Origin of the sequence: Prevotella sp., from assembly GCF_036570325.1 — a bacterium.
Classification (GTDB): domain Bacteria; phylum Bacteroidota; class Bacteroidia; order Bacteroidales; family Bacteroidaceae; genus Prevotella.
In genome coordinates, this window is the sequence record NZ_DATCYK010000054.1 from 19,028 (window position 1) to 38,439 (window position 19,412).

Consider the following 19,412-nt stretch of genomic DNA (forward strand, 5'->3'; position numbering starts at 1 on the left):
AATGAAACGATTTATCATACCCGCAATGCTGCTCTCAGCATTAACTTTTCAGTCATGCGAACTGGATCTCAGCCCCGAGAACACGCTGACTTATACCAACGCGTTCACCACGGAGGCCGAGTTGGCCACGACAACTGCCTCCATCCACTTCTTTCTAAGCACGGCCTTCGGCAACAATGCCACCATCATGGCGGCCGGCTCAAAGCTCGATGAGCTGACAGAAATGAGCGATGTACGCAATTGGAACCCGCAAATGGTGGCCCGTTCCGATAACGATTGGAAGAGCCTTTACGACATAATATTCGAGTCAAACCTGCTCCTCGACAACATCCATCGCACCAAAGACCTGCCCGAGAACCGCTATAACTACCACACGGGGCAGGCCCAGTTTGCCCTCGGACTGTGTTATTTGGCATTGGCCCAGCGCTATTCGAGCGCCATCATCACCGAGGATTCCAAGACTATTAAGATGTATTCAAACGTTCCGCAGGCCGAAGTGCTCGACGAAGCCATCAAACATGCCGAGAAAGCATACCAGCTTTTGCCCACTCTCAGCAACATGACCGACCTCAAGGGAGCGCCTACCAACTGCCGGCAATACGCCTCCAAGGGCGCCGCGGCTACCCTTCTGGCCAATATCTACGCATGGCGGGGAAGCCTGAAGGACCTTTACGGCAAGGGCGAAAACAGCGCCGAGGACTACAAGAAGGCCGTGGACTACGCCGGCGAGGTCATCAATGGCAAGACCGGCAACTACCGGTTGTGCGCTTCCGCCGAGGAACTTTGCCAATACCTTTCGGACGCCGACAAGGAAAATCCCGAGACTATATTCGCTTTAGTCTTTGATTATACCCGCTCATCCTACACCACCTCACCTAACTCTCCCGGCCTTTCGTATGTAGGTTGGCCCGTCGACAGAACCAAACAAGAGGGCGACATCGAGATTGACAACAGCTTCCGACTCTATAAGGAAACAGTGCTCGACATGTACCCCGACGAGAACGACGAGCGCAAAGCGGCCTTCTTCTACGAAATAGACAAAGATCACATGTCGGGAGACCACAACTATGCCGTGCTCTATAAGTTCCGCGAACCCATCAACGACCCTGATCAGACAGCCGAGCATGGCTTCTATTTCCGCACGATAAAGTCGGATTACACCTATTGGAGATTAGCCGACCTCCTCTTGCTGCGGGCCGAATGCAACAACAAACTCAACAACACGGCCGCTGCCATGGTCGACCTCAACCTTGTACGAAGCCGTGCCAAGGCCGCCGCTTACCCCGCCAATGGCGAGAACGACTTGAAAAAAGCCATCTTCAAGGAGCGCGAACGCGAGCTCATTGCCGAGAATGACGGCCGTTATTACGACATCATCAGGAACGGATATGTCAAGACCGAGCTACAAGGCAAGTTCCCCTTGCTCACCAAGAGCGACATTGCCAACGGCGCGTTGTTCCTCCCCATCCCCACAAGCGCGTTCAAAAGCAACGAGGGAATCGTCATTAATACCCAAATACAGCAAAGCCCTTACTGGCTGCCTTACATGTAATCACCTTGACAATAAGCAATTATGAAAATACTGAAATACATTTCCCTGATATTGGTACTGCTGCTTGGAGCAGGCTGCACCGACTATAACGTGATAGACACCGGCGTCACCGACGAGACCACACACAAGGACCGGACCCTATGGGAGTACTTCCAGACCGACCCATACAACTGGAGCATGCTCATGGAAATGGCCGAGCGGGCGGGCCTGAAGAACGTTTTTGAGGGCACGAGCGAGTACGGTTCGGACATCACCGTGTTCGGAATGACCAACCACAGCATACGTCGTTACCTCTTGGAGAACGAATTTGGCGGCGTAAGTGATATTCCGGAGGAAGACTGCCGACAGCTTATCCTGAAGACAATCCTGCCCAAGCAGCGCGTTCTTCTTGAGGGATTCCCCAAGGGAAGACCCTCTTCCGATGAGAACAATGTCATCGGCAGCGGCGGAAAAACCTACACCATGGCCGCCGGAAACCAACTGTGGATTTATACTTTCAAGGATACTTACCAAGGAGTGGCCGAGGCCGGCCCGGCCCGTGTCTACCTCGTATCGCCCGATACGAGGAAATCCACCTACGTGGCGTCCCACAACATACAGACCAAAACGGGCGTAGTACATTCTCTTCAATACAATTTCACTCCCAATGACCTTTAAAATTATGAAGCAATATACCAAGTTTTTAGGCCAAGCGCTGCTTTCATTGCTCGCCATGGCTTTCACTTCGTGCAACGACATACCCGTGGGCTACCTGCAAACGGAGAACGCTGCCTTCACACCCAACGTGATTCAGGCTTATCGAAACGTGCCCGAGGGCGACCCCCATGTTGACAATGGCGCCCCATGGACGTCGCTCCGAATACAAGGAGTGGCCGGAACCAACCCCATCAACTACGAGTATGTCGGCGTGAAAGTGGCCGACGGAGCCAACGCCGAGGCCTTTACGGCCGAGGTGAAGAAAGGCAACATCAAGGTCATGGGCGGCATAGTACAGATGTTCCCACAAGCCCTGAAGAGCCTAAGCAACGGAAAGTACACCCTCACCCTGCGGGTTTACAACGAGGGCCACTCCGCTTTGCTCGAGGACATCATCACCTTCGACGTGCAGGACAACATGCCCGAGGAAGTTTATTATGAGGAAGAGCCTTAACCCCCGAGGCCTTCCCACCCATTCAGTAATCATCATTTAAAAGTTCACAGCTCATGAAAAAGATATTTTTCCTCCTCGTTTGTTCCCTCATTTTGGGGAACATCGACGCCTTCGCGCAGCCGGCCGGCAACGGTATCAAGTTTTTCCAAGGCTCTTTTGAGCAAGCCCTTGCCGAGGCCAAGAAACAAAACAAACCGCTCTTCGTCGATTTCTATGCCGTTTGGTGCGGCCCTTGCAAGCGCATGGCGAAGACCGTTTTCACGCAAGATTCCGTAGGATCGTACTTCAACGATAAGTTTATCTCCCTTCAGTTAGACGCCGAGAAGGGCGACAACGTGGCCATAGCCAAGCAATACAAGGTAGACGCCTACCCCACGTTAGCCTTCATCGACAAGGATGGAAAGGCACTCTCGGTAAACGTGGGCGCCATGTCGGCCGCCCAACTGCTCGACGCCGCCCGCATAGTCGCAGGCGAATCGGTGGGCTTTGAGCAGCTTTACAACAACTATAAGAAGAATCCCGAGGACTTGCAGATACAGCAGGACGTGCTCTTACAGGCTCCCCGGTTCCTCGCCGCGCAAGAAGGCGTGAACGCGGAGAAGTGGGTCGTACGCATCGGAAAGATATTCCGCAACTACTTCAAGGCCAAGAAAGGCCCGTCGCTCATCAACACCAACGACTACCTTATCGTGCAAAACTTGGGTGAGGACGATGAGATAAAGGGCGAAATGGCCAACTTCATCAACGACAATCTCGACAAATGGAAGCAGGTAATGGGCAATACCCCCTGCTACTATGTCGTGGAATACAACGACCAAAAGGCCGAGAAGCTGGCCAAGGAAGGCAATTTGGCCTACAAAGATTACTTGGAGAAGATTCGCGGCGAGTACAAGTCGGCCTACGAGGTGGCCGCGCTGACCTCCATAAGTCCCTATGACCGGGCCTCGATGTACCTCGACGCCCTCTACAGTATCTATAAAGAAAAGGACGTGGATAAGTATATGAAGCTCGAATCAAGCCTGCTCGCCAAGCTCGCCGACAACGTGTCACCCTACGACTACGGCCAAGCAGCGCAGAACTTGTACTACGCTGCCGGCGGCAATCTCAAGCCCCAACACCACCAAACAGCCATCAAATGGGTGGAGAAAGCCCTCAAGGACGAGACCAACGTCATGGATCGCATCAACTTTATCGTGATGATGGGCGACTCGTATCGCCAACTCAAGGACTACGCCAAGGCCAAGGAACTCTACAATCAGGCCTACGTGGAATCCTTGCAGATGCAGAAAGCCGAAATGGCACAAGCCATGTTGCAGCAGGCCATCAGCCGAAAAATGGCCGAACTCGACCTATTGAACAAATAAACTTCCCATCTCTATGACGTTTACTCTCACCTCCCTGCTCAAGCGCCGCCACGTGGCGGCGGTGCTGTTGGCCTTGTCCGCGCCGCTCATGGCCCAACAGCCCGACATGCAACTGGCCGGACTTCGCCACGGAACATTGCCCAACGGCTTCACTTATTATATCTATGACAACGACGATTTCCAAGGTGAAGTCAACTACTTCCTCTATCAGAACGTGGGCGCCATTGTCGAATCCGACCGCCAAAACGGCCTTGCCCACTTCATGGAGCACATGGCTTTCGAGGAAACAGAGCATTTCCCACAAGGCGTGATGAAGTTTCTGCGCGCCAAAGGACAGGTGTTCAATGCCCTCACGGGCACCAATGAAACCCAGTTCTTCCTTTACAACATACCCGCCGACAACCAACCCTTGCGCGACTCTTTGCTGCTGGTGGTGAGCGATTGGTGCAACGGTATCCGCATAACCAAGGCCGGAGTGGATAAGCAAAGGGCCATTATCCTTCAGGAAGCACGCCAGCGCAACACCCTGCAAAGCCGCATCGCCGGCGGCATAGCGGGCGTAACGTACAACGGCAGCGCCTATTCCACCCACAATGTCATCGGGAAGAACGAGGTGCTCCGCAATGTTCAGGCCAAGGACCTCGCCGCTTTTTACCGCGCATGGTACCGTCCCGACCTGCAATGTCTCATGATTGTGGGCGACGTCGACCTTGATGCGTGCGAACAGCAGGTCATCCGTCGCTTCTCCCACCTCAAGCAACCCAAGCACGCCGAGCCGCGTACCACGGTCACCATAGCCGACAACGACAGTCCGCTTTACCATCATTTCACCGACAACGACAATACCATCAGCTCCGTAGGTATCTACCAACGCACGCCCATTGCCCCCCAACAGCCGGGCAAGGACAGCCCCAAGGAAGAGCTGTTGGTACGTATCTTCAACCAACTCATGGCCCAACGCTTGGGCATGATTCGCAATGAAGGCGCCGATGAGTTCGTTGCCGCCACGATAAGTTACGCTCCCTTGGTGCGCGGTTACGCCCAATGCGCCTGCGACATCGTGCCTTACGGCGGCCGCGAACGGCAGGCTGTGGGCCAATTATTGAGCCTGCGCGAGGCCATACGCCGCGACGGATTCGGCGAAAATGAGTTCGACGACGTGAAATGGCGCATTTATAAGGAACTGAAAGAAATCCTCTCGGCCGAACGCCTCGGCACACCCGATAACTGGATGGAGACTTTCAAGCAGCATTATCTGTACCAAACGCCCCTCACCACCATGCGTCAGAGGCTCTCGGCGCAGGCCGAGCAGCTCGTGGAACTCGAGGCCGATGACCTCAATAACTGGGTGCGCACGTGGATGGACGACCGCAATCTGTCGTTCGTTACCTACGCCACGCCCAATGACCGCGGGCCCGCCTTGTCGCAGGAGGACTTCCGTGGGCTCATGGCCGAGGCGCGCCAACATCCCCTCATGCCCACTTCCATCGCCCCGACGCCCCAAAACCTCATCGATTTCGACATCAAACCCGGCAAGGTTCTCACCGAAACGACCGACAAGGAGCTGCAAGCCAAGGTGTGGAAGCTCAGCAATGGCGCACGGGTTATCTACAAACAACTGCCCGAAGCCCGTGGCAGGCTCTATTTCACGGCCATGGGCGCCGGCGGACAAGAGGCTGTCAGCCCGGCCGACGTACCCTCATTCTCGGCCATGCAGTCGCTCATCATGCAGTCGGGTGTCTATAAATACAACCGCAATCAGCTCTACCAATGGATGAGCGGCAAGTCCCTCGACCTGTCACTCAATATCGACAACAATTTCGATGGTATCAGCGGACAAGCCGATGCGGCCGACGCCGAGGCCTTGATGCAGTACATGTACTTGGTGCTCACACGCCAAAACTTCCATCAAAGCGTGTTCGATAAGTTCGTGGAGCGCAAGACTTATCTTTATAAAAGCCGAAACCTTACGGGTATGGAGGCCGTAGAAGACTCTATCCGTATGCTGCTCTTCCCGGCCTCGGAGCAAAATCCCACGGAGAACGAGGCCTTCTACCGCCGCATGAACCGGGCCGACCTGCCCCGCCTTTTCGCCGATCATTTCGGCCACATGGCCCGCTTCAGTTTCTCCATGGTAGGCTCCATGCCCGCCGAGGAGGCTCGTGTACTGGTGGAACGCTACATCGCCTCACTGCCCGCCGGCGACGCTTCGGCACCCACCCGGCGGCGTTCGCTCGACTTCTCGTCCGACAAGCAGGAAATCAAACGCCATTTCCAAGTCGACGTGCCGGGCGATATGGGTGAGATAGAGATAGCCTACAACCATGCCGTGAAGCTCACCGAGAAGGAGGAAATGGCCCTTGAGGTGCTCCGCGGACTGCTCGAGACCCGTTATTTTACCGAACTTCGAGAGAAAGAGGGCGCCACCTACAGCGTGGGCGTGCGGGCCGAATACACCGAGCGCAGCCAACCGCGGGCCACGCTCAACATCCATTTCACCACCTCACGAGCCAAGGTTGACTACATGAAACAGCGGGCTTACGCCATCCTCGACAGCATCGGCCGTGGCCTTTTCAGCCAAGACGAGTTCAAGAAGATAGTCGTTCCACTGGCCGTGGAGCAGACCGAGGGCGACAGCAAAGGCGCCGACGACACGGTAAGTCCCGAAATGTGGCTGGCCATCATGCAGGCCTATTCCGACCGCAAGCTCGCTACCGCCGCCTCATCAGCCATCCACGACCCGCAAGCCTCGATAGAGAACCTCACTCCCGCCGACATTACGGCCGTTGCCCGCAAGGTTCTCACCGGCGCCAAGCACCGTGAGTTCGTCGTCACCTCACTGCCCGAAAACCAACGTTCGTGGGAAAAGCAGTAGCCACAGCGGCCCTTTTACACGGTCATAAGCGGCTTTTCATCGCCCCATAGCAGCCCTTTGAATAAACAACAGCGGCCCTTTTAATCAACAACAGCGGCCCTTTTGGTAAATCCAAAGGGCCGCTGTTGTTTTATAGAAATATTCATCCTATCATCAAATCATCGGATTAGCTTATCATCGGGGCTTCGCCCTATTATCCTATCATGCGGTGTCTGACCAGTCGGACAAGTCTGACTAGTCCGATTGGTCCGACCCTAATATCGCCCCCGGCGCCCTATCCTATCACCTGCTGGGCAGCCAATGACAAGAGCAGATAGTGGTTCATGGCCTCGCGGTCGCCCTGTCGGTAGATGTCATGAAAGGCGATGAATTCCTCGGTGAGCCTGCTCTCGTAGCGTTGTGGGGGAGCCTTCGTTACGTGAGAGCCCACATGTAGCTCCACGCCCGTGAACGAATTGACCGGCGATGTCACTTGTATATAGCCTTTCTCGCCCTCAATGGTCATGCCCGATGGGCCGTCGCAATCCTTCGCGGCGATGCAAACGGCCTGAAAACCGTCATAGTTGAGCACCATCATTCCCGACGTATCTACGCCGTTATGGCCCGTGTTGGGGTAATAGTGCTGGCTTTTGGGCGACCCGAACAGCGCCACCACGGCATTTATGTTGTAAACATTAAGGTCGCGCAAGGCCCCTCCACCCAAGTCGGGATTGAAGGCCGGCGCCACGTCACCCTGCAAATAGCGGTCGTAACGTGAGGAATATTGCGAGTAATTGGCGATGACGGCATGCACCGGACCGATGTCTTTGAGGTGGCGGAGCACGAATCCGAAGTTGGGCAGGTGCAGCAATGTCATGGCCTCAAAGAGCCAGCAGCCCCGCTCGCGGGCCAGTTCCATCAGTTCTTTCACCTCCTCGGCCGTCATGGCCATGGGCTTCTCCACGATCACGTTGCGGCCTGCCAGCAGGGCCTCACGGGCCATCGGGTAGTGCGCGGTGTTGACTACGGCGATGTAAAGGAAGTCGGCCTTGTCCTCACGCAGCAGTGCCTCGTAGTCGGTGAACACCCTTTCAATGCCATATTCACCTGCCAGCTCATCGGCCTTGGCCTTGTCCTGATGGGCATAAATACTGCTCACGCCAATGCCCAAGTCCTCCTTGCGCAGCATGGCAAGCACCTCTCGGGCTATCATTCCCGTTCCAATAACGCTTATTTCCATAGATTCAACCTTGCTATGTATTAACAAAAACATCGTGTGAAATGGTCTATGCCCATTTCACTTTCCGACAAAGATAAATGTTTTTCATACATTCGCCCCTTCATTTTCCATGAAAAAACATGTCATAAGCCCCGAATTATCATTTTTTGCACTATTTTTGCAAAAGCAGGGGAGCCACTGCTACCGTCGGACTAGTCAGACTAGTCGGACCAGTCTGACCCGTCCGACCCCAAAACAACTAACACCTGCGGTCCCACCGCCCTCCAACTATGAAAAAAGCGCTTACCCTTCTCATCCTCCTCACCGCCTTTTTGAGCGGTCATTCCCAAGTAGGCCATCTGCCACGAACCACGCCCGAGAGCGTCGGCATACCCTCGCGGGCACTTGCCCGGCTCACCGACAGCCTCATGGCGCTGCCCCGCACGGCCCTCCACAGCCTTGTCGTGCTGCGTCATGGCAAGGTAGCCTACGAGTGCTATCCCCAACCTTTCAGCGCCGAAAGCGGCCACACGCTCTATTCTTGCTCCAAAACCTTCGTGGCGGCAGCCATCGGTATCGCCATCGACGAGGGGCTATTGCGCCTCGACAGCCCCGTGGCCGATTTCTTCCCCATGGCCCATCGCGACTCCGTAAACTATCGGCGAATGACCGTTCGCCATCTGCTGACCATGAGCTCGGGCATAACGCCCGACTGGAACTTCCGCAACGTGGAGCGCCTTTGGACCCATTATTGGCTCTCAAAGCCCGTGGCGGCGCCCGGAAGCCGGTTCCAATACGACTCCATGTGTACCTACCTGCTGAGCGCCATCTTGCAAAAAGCCACCGGACAAACCACCCTCGACTACCTCAAGGACCGCCTTTTCACGCCCATGAACATCACCCAAGTGGGGTGGGAGGAAAGCCCCAAAGGCTTCAACACGGGCGGCTGGGGCCTCCATTTGCAGGCCGAGTCGCTGGCAAAGTTTGGCTTGTTGCTCCTCCAAGGTGGCAAGTGGCAAGGCCGACGGCTCATTTCAAGGGCTTGGGTGGAGGAAATGATGAAGCCGCAGATAGACAATGGCGGGCTAGGCTATGGCTATCAGATGTGGCGCTGTGAGTATCCGGGCGCCTCACGGGCCGACGGTGCCTTCGGACAATACATCCTCGTGGTGCCCGATAAGGACATGGTGGTGGTCATCACCGAGTGCTCCGCCATCGACGGAGTGCGTCAACGGCGCCTCGTTTGGGACCATCTGTTGCCGCAGGTAAAGGACACTTTGGCGCCGATTAGTGATAATTCCAACCGCCATTTCCGGCGTTTGGCCACCTCACGCCGCCTCCCCTTGCCCGAGGGTAAGCGCAAAGCGCCCCGCCACATGCCCCGCTCCGTCACGCTACCCTTGGAAAACAACGCCCAAGGATGGTCCTCGCTGCGCATTGAACGCACCGCCACGGGCCTCATTTTCAGCTATCAGCAGCAGGGAAAGCAGGTCCGTCTGCCCATGACTTACGGCCAATGGACCACCACCCGCACGCCCGTCACGCCACCATACTCCATCCATGCCCAAGACAGATTCAAGGGCATAGCCGGTCCTTTCACCGTGGCGGCCGGCTATGGCTTCACCTCCGATGGCACCCTTCACCTGCGCCTGCATTACACCAATTGGATAACCGTGGTCGACATCGCCATCCGCCACCTCGACACTCCTCATCCCTCGGTCACCATTCACGAGAATTTTAATTGATGGCAGAGCCGCGGTTGAGGAGTGGCAGAGCCGAAGTTGCAAAGTTGTAAGGTTGGGAGGATGAATAGTTTGCTAATCGGTTGTGGGGCGCAATGCCCTCCTCGGACTGGTCAGACCGGTCCGACTAGTCTGACCAGTCCGACAAAATTAAACGCCAAAGGCACCCTCTTAAAACGACAAAGGACCACATTGCTGTGGTCCTTTGCCATTTAATAAAAGGGGAGGGCGGTCATTGCTTCACATCATCAGCCCGGCGCTTAATCCTTAGGACAAACCATTCATCCTCCCAACCCCCTCAACTTCTCAACTATTCCATCGCCCTATTTCACCTCAAACACCAGCTTACCGCCTCGCAGAAGGTCGTCGTGGCTCACGCGATATTGCGAGAGTTTGCGGCCACCGAGCGTCATTGACTTGATCAATTGTTGGCCGGGAGCGGTGCGACGGGTCTCTATCGTGAGGTCGCCATTGGGATAATACTTCTTATCCAAGTGCAGGGTTACCTTATCGAAGACCGGGGTTGTCAGCGAGTAATAGGGCTGACCGGGACAGTCGGGGTAAAGACCTATCATGGAGAAGATGGCCCATGTAGACATCGTTCCGCAGTCGTCGTTGCCCGGAATGCCGTCGGGCTTGTCGGTGAAGTGCTTGGCCAAGAGGCGGCTCACTTCCTTTTGCGTGCGCCACTCCTCACCTTTGAAGTAGTTAAAGAGGTAAGGATAGGCTATATCGGGCTCGTTCGCGGGGTCGTAAAGGCCCTTGTCGAACACCATTTGCAGCTTGTTGACAAACTTCTTGCTGCCGCCCATGAGCTTTGCCAAGCCCATAACGTCGAACGGAACATAGAAAGTGTAGTTCCAAGCCGACCCTTCATGGAAGCCCGGAGCGTTGCTGAAGTCGGCGCCGGCGGCCGGATCGAAGGGTGAGAGGAACGTTCCGTCCTTGCGGATGGGCCGCAACGTGCCCGTCTCCTTGCTGTAATAATGCTTGTAACCCAAGGCTCTGCGGTAGTATTTCTTAGCGTCGGCGGTGTGGCCCAAGGCCTTTGAGAGGTTCGACAGCGCATAGTCGGCCATGTAATACTCCAAAGCATGCGACACACTGTTGTCGCCCGACTCGTCGGCGGCGTAGAATCCAAGTGGGATATAGCCTTTCTCAAGGTATGGGTCGATGTCGGGACGCATCTTATTGTCCTTTCCCGGCAGGTTGGCCGAGCGGCTGAAAGCCTCGTAAGCGGCGTTGATGTCGAAGTCGCGCAGGCCCTTCAGGTAGGTGTCGGCGATGAAAGGAATGGCCGGGTCGCCCTCCATGGTCCATGTCTCACGGCCAAACAACTCCCATTTAGGCATCCATCCCCATTCCTTATACATGCTTATCATGGAGCGAACCATGTCGAGTTGCAGGTCGGGATAGAGCAAAGTCTCGAGCTGACCCACGTTTCTGTAGGTGTCCCAGAGCGAGAACACGGTGTAACGGTTGCCCTTTGTGTAGCCCACACGGTTGTTCTCCATTTCCGGGAACTGGCCGTTGACATCCTGAAGGATGTTGGGATGGAGCTGACTGTGGTAGAGTGCCGTGTAGAACACTCGCTTTTGGGCCTCCGTGCCGCCCTCCACGGTGATGCGGCTGAGGGCCTCTTCCCATGTCTGACGGGCGTCGGCACGCACGGCGTCAAAGGTTTTGCCCCGCTGTTCGGCCTCCAAATTCTCACGGGCATTGGCTATGCTGACGAACGAGACGCCCATCTGCACCTCCACCTGCTCGCCTTCGGCGCAATCGTAGCTGAAGAAGTAGCCCACCTCATTGCCCGCCATCTCGCGCGAGTAGTTCGTGTAGAGCTTGTAACGGCCGTTGTCCTTGTCCCACTGGGCTTTCACTCCACTGAACGGGGGCTGCTTTTTCCAATAGCCGGAAGCCATCGGTCGCTTGTTGACACGCAGCACGAAGTAGATGGGGAATACCGCCTGACTGTTATAACAGAACGTTCCCAAAAGGCGATGGCCCTCAATCTCGGTGTCGCTGACACGCTTTACCATGCCTCCCGACTCATTGGTCAGACCGTCACCCACGTTGAGCAATATGTTGGCACGGCCCTTCGGAAAGGTGTAACGCTCAATGGAGCTGCGCATGGTAGCCGACGCCTCGGCCCTGATACCGTATTTCTTGAGCGTCAGGGCGTAATAACCGGGCGTGGCTTTCTCGTCCTTGTATTCCGAGCCATAGTTGTGGTAATCCACGTCGAGCGGCCCCGCGGTGGGCATGGTGAGCAGCGTTCCCAGCTCGGGACAGCCCACACCGCTCATCGTGACATGGGCAAAGCCGGTGAAAAACTTATTGTGGTATTCGTAAGGAGCCGACCACCAGCGGGCGTCCTTGTCTTGTTGGTTGAGGTCGGAGCCCATCACGTTGAACGGCACTACCGACATCAGGCTGTGGGGCAGCACGGCGCCGGGGTTGCAAACGCTGAAGTTCGTCGTGCCGATAAATGGGTCGACATAGTCCACCGGCTGCTGGGCCGCGGCCTTGGCCACGCCAAGCGACAAGAGTAGAGAAAGGAAAATGTAATTTAACTTCATAAAGATGAATTAAAGTATTTACGATAGATTGAGAACCAAAGGTAAAGAAAAAAACGGCTTTTGCCAAATCTTTTCTCCTTTTTCGAGCCATAACGGCAGATTTGCAGGGCAGGGGAGGGGCGTTTGCCGGCAACAAATTGCCGGCAAAATACATCGGACCAGTCTGACGGGTCCGACTAGTCCGACCCGCTAAACGCCAGCTTTGGCGCTGCTAAAGAGCCGCTTTGGCCCGCTCATAAAGGGCTTTCGACAAGCCCATATAGGGCCTTTCGCAAGGCCCTTGCCATCAGTCTGCCACCTCGGCCATGGGCCATGAAGCGGCAGGAGGCCCCACGGCAGCCCCCAACTGCGCCAAAAAAATCTTATTTTTTCATAATTGGCTACGTGCAAAGTCTATATTTATTGTTATCTTTGCATAGGCCTCGCAATGGCTAAAAGCCTTGGATTAGCGTCGGACAAGTCAGATTGGTCCGACTAGTCCGACCCGTCCGACTAAAATTAAAACCCAAAAATAGAATCAACAGAAACCTAAATCTCATGATGATTAAGAAATTCAAATCGCTTATTTTAGCGCTATCGCTATCGTCAGCAGCCATGACGGCCATGGCGATCGATGACGCAGTACGTTATGTAAACCCGATGATAGGCTCGGGAGGTCACGGCCACGTGTTCGTGGGTGCCAATGTTCCGTTCGGCTATGTGCAGTTGGGTCCCACGCAGACCACCCGCGGTTGGGACTGGTGCTCGGGCTATCACTATAGCGACTCGCTGCTCGTGGGCTTCGGCCATCAGCACCTCAGCGGCACGGGTATCGGCGACTTGGGCGACATCAGCCTCGTGCCCATGGCCTGCAAGTGCCAAAAGGAGCTTCGCTTCTCTCACGAAAACGAGACCGTAAAGCCCGGCTATTACGCCGTGAAGCTGCAGCGTCCCAACGTGTTCGTGGAGCTTACGGCCACCCAGCGCGCCGGATTCCACCGCTACTCCTTCGGCGGCAACGTCAAGAAGGCCTACATGGCCATCAACCTCAACCAAGGTATCGGCTGGGACAAGATGACCGCTTGCGACTACAAACAAGAAAACAGCACCGTCGTTACGGGCTACCGACTCTCCAGCGGATGGGCCAAGGACCAGCGAGTGTACTTTATGGCCGAGTTCTCCAAGGCTGTTAAGCTCGAGGAAAGCAGCGACAGCATTGCCGTTTTCAGCTTTGACAACAGCGACGGGCAGCCTTTGATGGTGAAGGTGGGCCTCTCCGCCGTGAGCGTGGATAACGCCCGGGCCAACCTCAAGGCCGAAATTCCCGGATGGAACTTCAACGACGTGGTGGCCAAGGCCGACAAGGCATGGAACGACGTGCTCGGAAAAATCAATGTGAAGACCGAGGACAAGCGTTTGAAAACCATATTCTACACCGCCCTTTACCACACGATGATAGCCCCATCCGTCTTCAGCGACGTCAACGGAGAGTACTGTGGCGCCGATGGCAAGGTACATAAGGGCGACTTCACGAACTACACCACTTTCTCGCTTTGGGACACCTATCGGGCCGCACAGCCCCTGATGACCCTCATCCATCGCGACCGTTTGAGCGACATCGCTAACACTTTCATCAACATTTACGACCAACAAGGCAAGCTGCCCGTATGGCATTTGATGGGCAACGAGACCGATTGCATGGTTGGCAACCCCGGTATCATCGTATTGGGCGACCTCGTCATGAAGGGATATGTTAAGGATAAGGAAGCCGCTTTTGAGGCAATGAAGGCCTCGGCCATGCTCGATGAGCGCGGCATGAACTCGCTGAAGAAGAACGGTTACGTGGCTTACGACGAGGACCCGACCTTTGAGACCGTGGCCAAAACCATGGAATACGCCATCGCCGACGCCGCCATCGCCAAGGTAGCCAAGCTCCTCGGCAAGACCGAAGATTACAAGTATTTCCTCAAGCGCAGCCAATCTTACCGCCGACTCTTCGACCCCGAGACGCAATTCATGCGCGGCGTGGGCGCCGATGGCAAGTTCCGCGAGCCTTTCAACCCCTTCCACGCCGTGCACCGGCAGGACGATTACACCGAGGGAAACGCTTGGCAATACACTTGGCTCGTGCCCCACGACGTGCGCGGGCTCATCAATCTCTTCCCAAGTGAGCAGAGCTTTGTCAACAAGTTCGACTCTCTCTTCACCGTAAGCAGCGAGCTTGGCGCCGAGGCTTCGCCCGACATCTCGGGTCTTATCGGCCAATATGCCCACGGCAATGAGCCAAGCCACCACATACTTTACATGTATAACTACGTAGGTCAGCCGTGGAAAGCCGCTCGTTTGTTGCGCCAAACGATGAAAGAAATGTACAGCGACCAATTCGACGGCCTTAGCGGCAACGAGGACGTAGGCCAAATGTCGGCATGGTACATCATGTCTTCCATGGGCCTTTACCAAGTAGACCCCACCAATGGCAGGCTTGTCTTCGGCAGTCCGCTCTTCGACGAGGTGACCCTCAACGTGGGTGGAGGCAAGACTTTCCGCATCGTGGCCAAGAACAACAGCCGCGACAACATGTACATTCAGAGCGTGAAGCTCAATGGTAAGAAGCATACCAAGTCGTACATCGACTACACCGACGTCATCAAGGGTGGCACGCTGGAGTTTACCATGGGCCCGCAGCCGTCCAAGTTTGGCACCGCCAAGAAGGACCGTCCCTAACGATGGGCCTTAAGGAAAGCACCAAAAAAACTTTATCCTTACCACGATGAAACCAAAGAAACATATCATTGCGGCAGCAGGCTTCGGTCTGCTGCTCTTTGGCATTCAAGCCCCGGCCATGGCGCAGGCCAACATCACGCAGAAAGAATTTGGCCAAGAGTATATCGACGCCATAGCCGTGAGCACCCGCTACGTATCGAAACGACCGCCCGAAGCCGACCGCCTGTTTCGCTCGGAGGTGCTCGAGAAGTACATACGCGACGTAAAGAAGAAGCTCAAAGACACGCCCTACTTGGCTTGGATGTTTGAGAATTGCTACCCAAACACCCTCGACACCACCGTACATTATACCGAGGACGAGCAGGGAAAGCCCGATACCTTCGTTTACACCGGCGACATCCACGCCATGTGGGGCCGCGACTCGGGCGCCCAAGTGTTTCCTTACGTGAAATTCGCCGCCAAGGACAAGAACCTCAAACGTATGCTCTCGGGCGTCATTCTTCGACAATTCAAGAACATAGTCTTTGATCCTTACGCCAACGCCTTTAACCGTTACCCCGACGCCAAGGGCTACTGGATGACCGACGACACCGATATGAAGCCCGAACTTCACGAGCGCAAGTACGAGATCGACTCGCTCTGCTATCCTATCCGCTTGGCTTACGAGTATTGGAAGGAAACGGGCGACAGCAGCGTTTTCGGCGACCTATGGCTGCAAACCATCGAGAGCGTGCTCCGCACCTTCAAGGAACAGCAGCGCAAGGACGGCCTCGGACCCTATCATTTTACCCGTGTGACCGACCGCCAGCTCGATACCGTGTGTAACAAAGGATGGGGAGCGCCCTGCAAACCCGTGGGACTGATTGCCTCGGTGTTCCGTCCTTCCGACGACGCCACGACCTATTTGTTCCTCATTCCGTCGAATTTCATGGCCGTAACCAGCCTCAACAAGGCCGCCGAAATACTCACCCGGGTCAACGGTCGTAGCGAATTGGCCGCCCAATGCACCGCTTTGGCCGCCGAAGTAAGCGCCGCCCTGAAGCAATACGCCGTTTACCACCACCCCAAATACGGCCCCATATACGCTTTCGAGGTAGATGGATTCGGCAATCAGCTCATCATGGACGACGCCAACGTGCCCAGTTTGCTGGCCATGGCTTATCTTGGCGACGTCGACATCAACGATCCCATCTATCAAAACACCCGCCGTTTCGTTTGGAGCGAGGACAATCCTTACTTCTTCCGCGGCAAGGCGGGCGAGGGAATAGGCGGTCCCCACGTGGGGCTCGACATGCCTTGGCCCATGAGTATCATGATGAGAGCCTTCACATCGCAGGACGATAATGAAATAAAGGAGTGCATACAAATGCTCATGAACACCGACGCGGGCACGGGAGTTATCCACGAGTCGTTCCATAAAGACAACGCCTCGAACTATACCCGCCCGTGGTTCGCATGGCAAAACACGCTCTTCGGCGAACTCATCGCCAAGCTCGTAAGCGAGGGCAAGACCGATTTGCTGCGCTCCTGCCGCAAGGCCCTGCCCGCCGATGGCGCCACCCCGGCCGCCCAAGCCAAGTAAACGCCCAAGCCGAAGCGGGCCTTTCACGACGCGATAGCGGCCTTATGACAAGGTCATAAACCATCTTTCACACGGCGAAAGGCCTGCTTTGGGAATATGATTTTTACGTTCCTACAAGTCTGACATTATTTAAAGAACAAACCTAACAAATGAAAACCAACAACAATCCGTCACCCGTAGCGTGGGTGCCCACGCTCTATTTCGCCATGGGAATGCCCTTCGTGGTGCTCAACATGGTATGTACGCTGATGTACAAAGGCATGGGTGTGAGCGACGCACAGATAGCTTTCTGGACCAGTCTCATCATGTTGCCATGGACCCTGAAGCCCCTTTGGAGCCCCTTCCTTGAGATGTACAAGACCAAGAAGTTCTTTGTGGTGCTCACGCAGCTCATCTCCGGCGTCATGTTTGCCCTCGTGGCATACGCCCTCCACCTGCCTTCGTTCTTCGCCGTGACCATCGCCATGCTGGCCGTCATAGCCCTTAGCGGCGCCACCCACGACATAGCCGCCGACGGAACCTACATGAGTGTGCTCTCCAATGAGGACCAAGCACGCTGGATAGGCTGGCAAGGCGCCTTCTATAACATCGCCAAGATAGCCGCCACGGGTGGCTTGGTATATCTGGCCGGCATGCTTATCAAAAGCTTCGGCGTTACCCATGCGTGGACCATCATCATGCTCATCATCGCCGCTATCATGGTGGCGCTGGGCTGCTATCACTTCTTTATCCTGCCCTCGGCCGACAAACAAGTAGATGAGAGCAAAACTTTGGGCGACTCGCTCAAGGAACTTTGGGAAGTATTTGCCGACTTCTTCCGCAAGAAACACATCGTTTATTACATTTTCTTCATCGTGCTCTACCGCTTTGCCGAGGGCTTCGTGATGAAGATAGTGCCCCTTTTCCTCAAAGCGTCGAGGGCCGACCAAGGCTTGGGGCTTAGCGAACAGGAGATAGGACTGCTCTACGGCACGTTCGGAGCGGCCGCTTTCGTCATCGGAAGTATCCTCGCCGGCTACTACATAGCACACCGGGGACTCAAGAAAAGCCTCTTTTCGCTCGCCTTGGTGTTCAACCTTCCCTTCGTGGCCTACACCCTCTTGGCCCTTTACCAGCCCACGAGCCTCGTGCTCATAGGCAGCGGTATCGTGCTCGAATACTTCGGCTACGGCTTCGGTTTCGTAGGTTTGACCCTCTTCATGATGCAGCAGATAGCCCCCGGCAAGCACCAAATGAGCCATTATGCCTTTGCTTCGGGCATTATGAACCTTGGCGTTATGCTGCCGGGAATGATGAGTGGCTTGGTAAGCGACGCCTTAGGCTACCGCCATTTCTTCATCTTCGTGCTCGTATGCACCATTCCCGCCCTGCTCATCACGTGGTTCGTGCCCTTCACCCACAGCGATAAGGCGCCCGCCGAGCAAGCCTAAGAGCCCGCCAAAAGCCATCGCCCCATACATTATATATATGTAATCAATCATATTTTACTAACAAACATATTATGAGCAAACTTATTATTGAAGGCAATCCGTTGCCAAACATGCCATGGGAAGAGCGTCCCGAAGGATGCAAGAACCCCATGTGGCGTTGTTCAAAAAACCCCATCATCCCCCGCGATCTGCTGCCTACGAGCAACAGTATCTTCAATAGCGCCGTGGTACCCTTCGGCGAAGGCTATGCCGGAGTGTTCCGTTGCGACGATACCAATCGCCGTATGGTGCTCCACGTAGGCTTCTCAAAGAACGGCGTTGACTGGAATATCAACGAGGAACCCCTGCGTTTCGAGTGCGACAATGAAGAGATTGGCCAGTGGGTTTACGGTTACGACCCCCGCGTATGCTTCATTGAGGACCGCTACTACGTCACTTGGTGCAACGGTTACTACGGTCCCACCATCGGAGTGGCATGGACCAAGGACTTCAAAACGTTCCACCAGTTCGAGAACGCTTTTCTTCCGTACAACCGAAACGGCGTACTCTTCCCCAAGAAAATCAACGGTAACTTCGCCATGCTCTCACGTCCGTCCGATACCGGGCACACTCCCTTCGGCGACATCTTCTACAGTGAGAGCCCCGACATGGAGTTCTGGGGACGCCATCGCCACGTGATGAGCCCCGCGCAGTTCGAGTTGAGCGCATGGCAGTGCATGAAGATAGGCGCAGGTCCTATCCCCATCGAGACCAGCGAGGGCTGGTTGCTGTTTTACCACGGCGTTTTGCGCTCCTGCAACGGCTACGTTTACAGCTTCGGATCGGCCCTTCTCGACCTCGAACAGCCTTGGAAGCCCATCTATCGCTCAGGTCCTTACCTCATATCTCCGCAAACCCAGTACGAGCTTACGGGCGATGTACCCAACGTTTGCTTCCCCTGCGCCGAGGTACACGACCCCGAGAGCGGCCGCGTAGCCGTTTACTATGGTTGCGCCGACACCGTTACGGGCCTCGCCTTTGGCTACATCCCCGAGATTATCGAGTGGACCAAGAAGACCAGCATTATCTAAATTGATAGCCAACTATCAAATAACGACCGAAGGAGACGATGGGCATGAGCTTGTCGTCTCCTTGTTTTTTTATGTTTTTTCATGACCGCTGTCATACTTTTTCAGCGCTCATTACTATATAATATATAGACAACCTTTATCCTGATGATCAACAAACAAGTTATATG

The 19,412-nt window shown here is 55.2% G+C and carries 12 protein-coding genes; 10 read left to right on the forward strand and 2 right to left on the reverse strand.

Annotated elements, in window-relative coordinates:
* Window position 1: 1 nt before the first annotated feature.
* The 5 genes from VIR50_RS03760 to VIR50_RS03780 are packed head-to-tail and all read left to right on the forward strand — an operon-like array spanning window position 2 to window position 6,941.
* Window positions 2-1,552, forward strand: coding sequence for a RagB/SusD family nutrient uptake outer membrane protein (locus tag VIR50_RS03760; protein WP_331933801.1), 1,551 nt, complete (start codon window positions 2-4; stop codon window positions 1,550-1,552).
* Window positions 1,553-1,573: 21 nt separating this feature from the next.
* Window positions 1,574-2,209 carry a fasciclin gene (locus VIR50_RS03765; protein WP_414703526.1) on the forward strand — a complete coding sequence of 212 codons (636 nt, stop codon included), beginning with the start codon at window positions 1,574-1,576 and terminating at the stop codon, window positions 2,207-2,209.
* 4 nt (window positions 2,210-2,213) lie between these two features.
* Window positions 2,214-2,702: a hypothetical protein gene (locus VIR50_RS03770; protein ID WP_331933802.1), complete on the forward strand. Its 489-nt coding sequence runs from the start codon at window positions 2,214-2,216 to the stop codon at window positions 2,700-2,702.
* 53 nt (window positions 2,703-2,755) lie between these two features.
* On the forward strand, window positions 2,756-4,066 hold the full coding sequence (locus VIR50_RS03775) for a thioredoxin family protein (protein ID WP_331933803.1): 1,311 nt from the start codon (window positions 2,756-2,758) through the stop codon (window positions 4,064-4,066).
* A gap of 13 nt (window positions 4,067-4,079) precedes the next feature.
* Window positions 4,080-6,941, forward strand: a complete 2,862-nt coding sequence (locus tag VIR50_RS03780) for a M16 family metallopeptidase (RefSeq protein ID WP_331933804.1) — start codon at window positions 4,080-4,082, stop codon at window positions 6,939-6,941.
* Window positions 6,942-7,215: 274 nt separating this feature from the next.
* Here the strand turns inward: VIR50_RS03780 and VIR50_RS03785 are convergent, their stop codons facing one another.
* Complete coding sequence (locus VIR50_RS03785; protein ID WP_331933805.1) at window positions 7,216-8,160, reverse strand: Gfo/Idh/MocA family protein; 945 nt, start codon at window positions 8,158-8,160, stop codon at window positions 7,216-7,218.
* A gap of 269 nt (window positions 8,161-8,429) precedes the next feature.
* Between VIR50_RS03785 and VIR50_RS03790 the strand changes: the two genes are divergently transcribed.
* Window positions 8,430-9,884 (forward strand): serine hydrolase domain-containing protein, encoded by a 1,455-nt coding sequence (locus VIR50_RS03790; protein ID WP_331933806.1) that lies wholly within the window; start codon window positions 8,430-8,432, stop codon window positions 9,882-9,884.
* 320 nt (window positions 9,885-10,204) lie between these two features.
* On the opposite strand, the gene VIR50_RS03795 is transcribed toward VIR50_RS03790, so the two are convergent.
* On the reverse strand, window positions 10,205-12,460 hold the full coding sequence (locus tag VIR50_RS03795) for a GH92 family glycosyl hydrolase (protein ID WP_331933807.1): 2,256 nt from the start codon (window positions 12,458-12,460) through the stop codon (window positions 10,205-10,207).
* Between the two features lie 540 nt (window positions 12,461-13,000).
* On the opposite strand from VIR50_RS03795, the gene VIR50_RS03800 reads away from it, so the two are divergent.
* The 4 genes from VIR50_RS03800 (at window position 13,001) to VIR50_RS03815 (ending at window position 19,245) form a co-directional block, all read left to right on the forward strand.
* Window positions 13,001-15,163, forward strand: a complete 2,163-nt coding sequence (locus VIR50_RS03800; RefSeq protein WP_331933812.1) for a GH92 family glycosyl hydrolase — start codon at window positions 13,001-13,003, stop codon at window positions 15,161-15,163.
* A 46-nt stretch (window positions 15,164-15,209) separates the two neighbouring features.
* Entirely contained in the window at window positions 15,210-16,745 is a 1,536-nt protein-coding gene (locus VIR50_RS03805; protein ID WP_414703527.1) for a glycoside hydrolase family 125 protein, read from the forward strand.
* A gap of 149 nt (window positions 16,746-16,894) precedes the next feature.
* Complete coding sequence (locus VIR50_RS03810; protein WP_331933808.1) at window positions 16,895-18,175, forward strand: MFS transporter; 1,281 nt, start codon at window positions 16,895-16,897, stop codon at window positions 18,173-18,175.
* Between the two features lie 71 nt (window positions 18,176-18,246).
* Window positions 18,247-19,245 carry a glycoside hydrolase family 130 protein gene (locus tag VIR50_RS03815; protein ID WP_331933809.1) on the forward strand — a complete coding sequence of 333 codons (999 nt, stop codon included), beginning with the start codon at window positions 18,247-18,249 and terminating at the stop codon, window positions 19,243-19,245.
* Window positions 19,246-19,412: the final 167 nt, after the last annotated feature.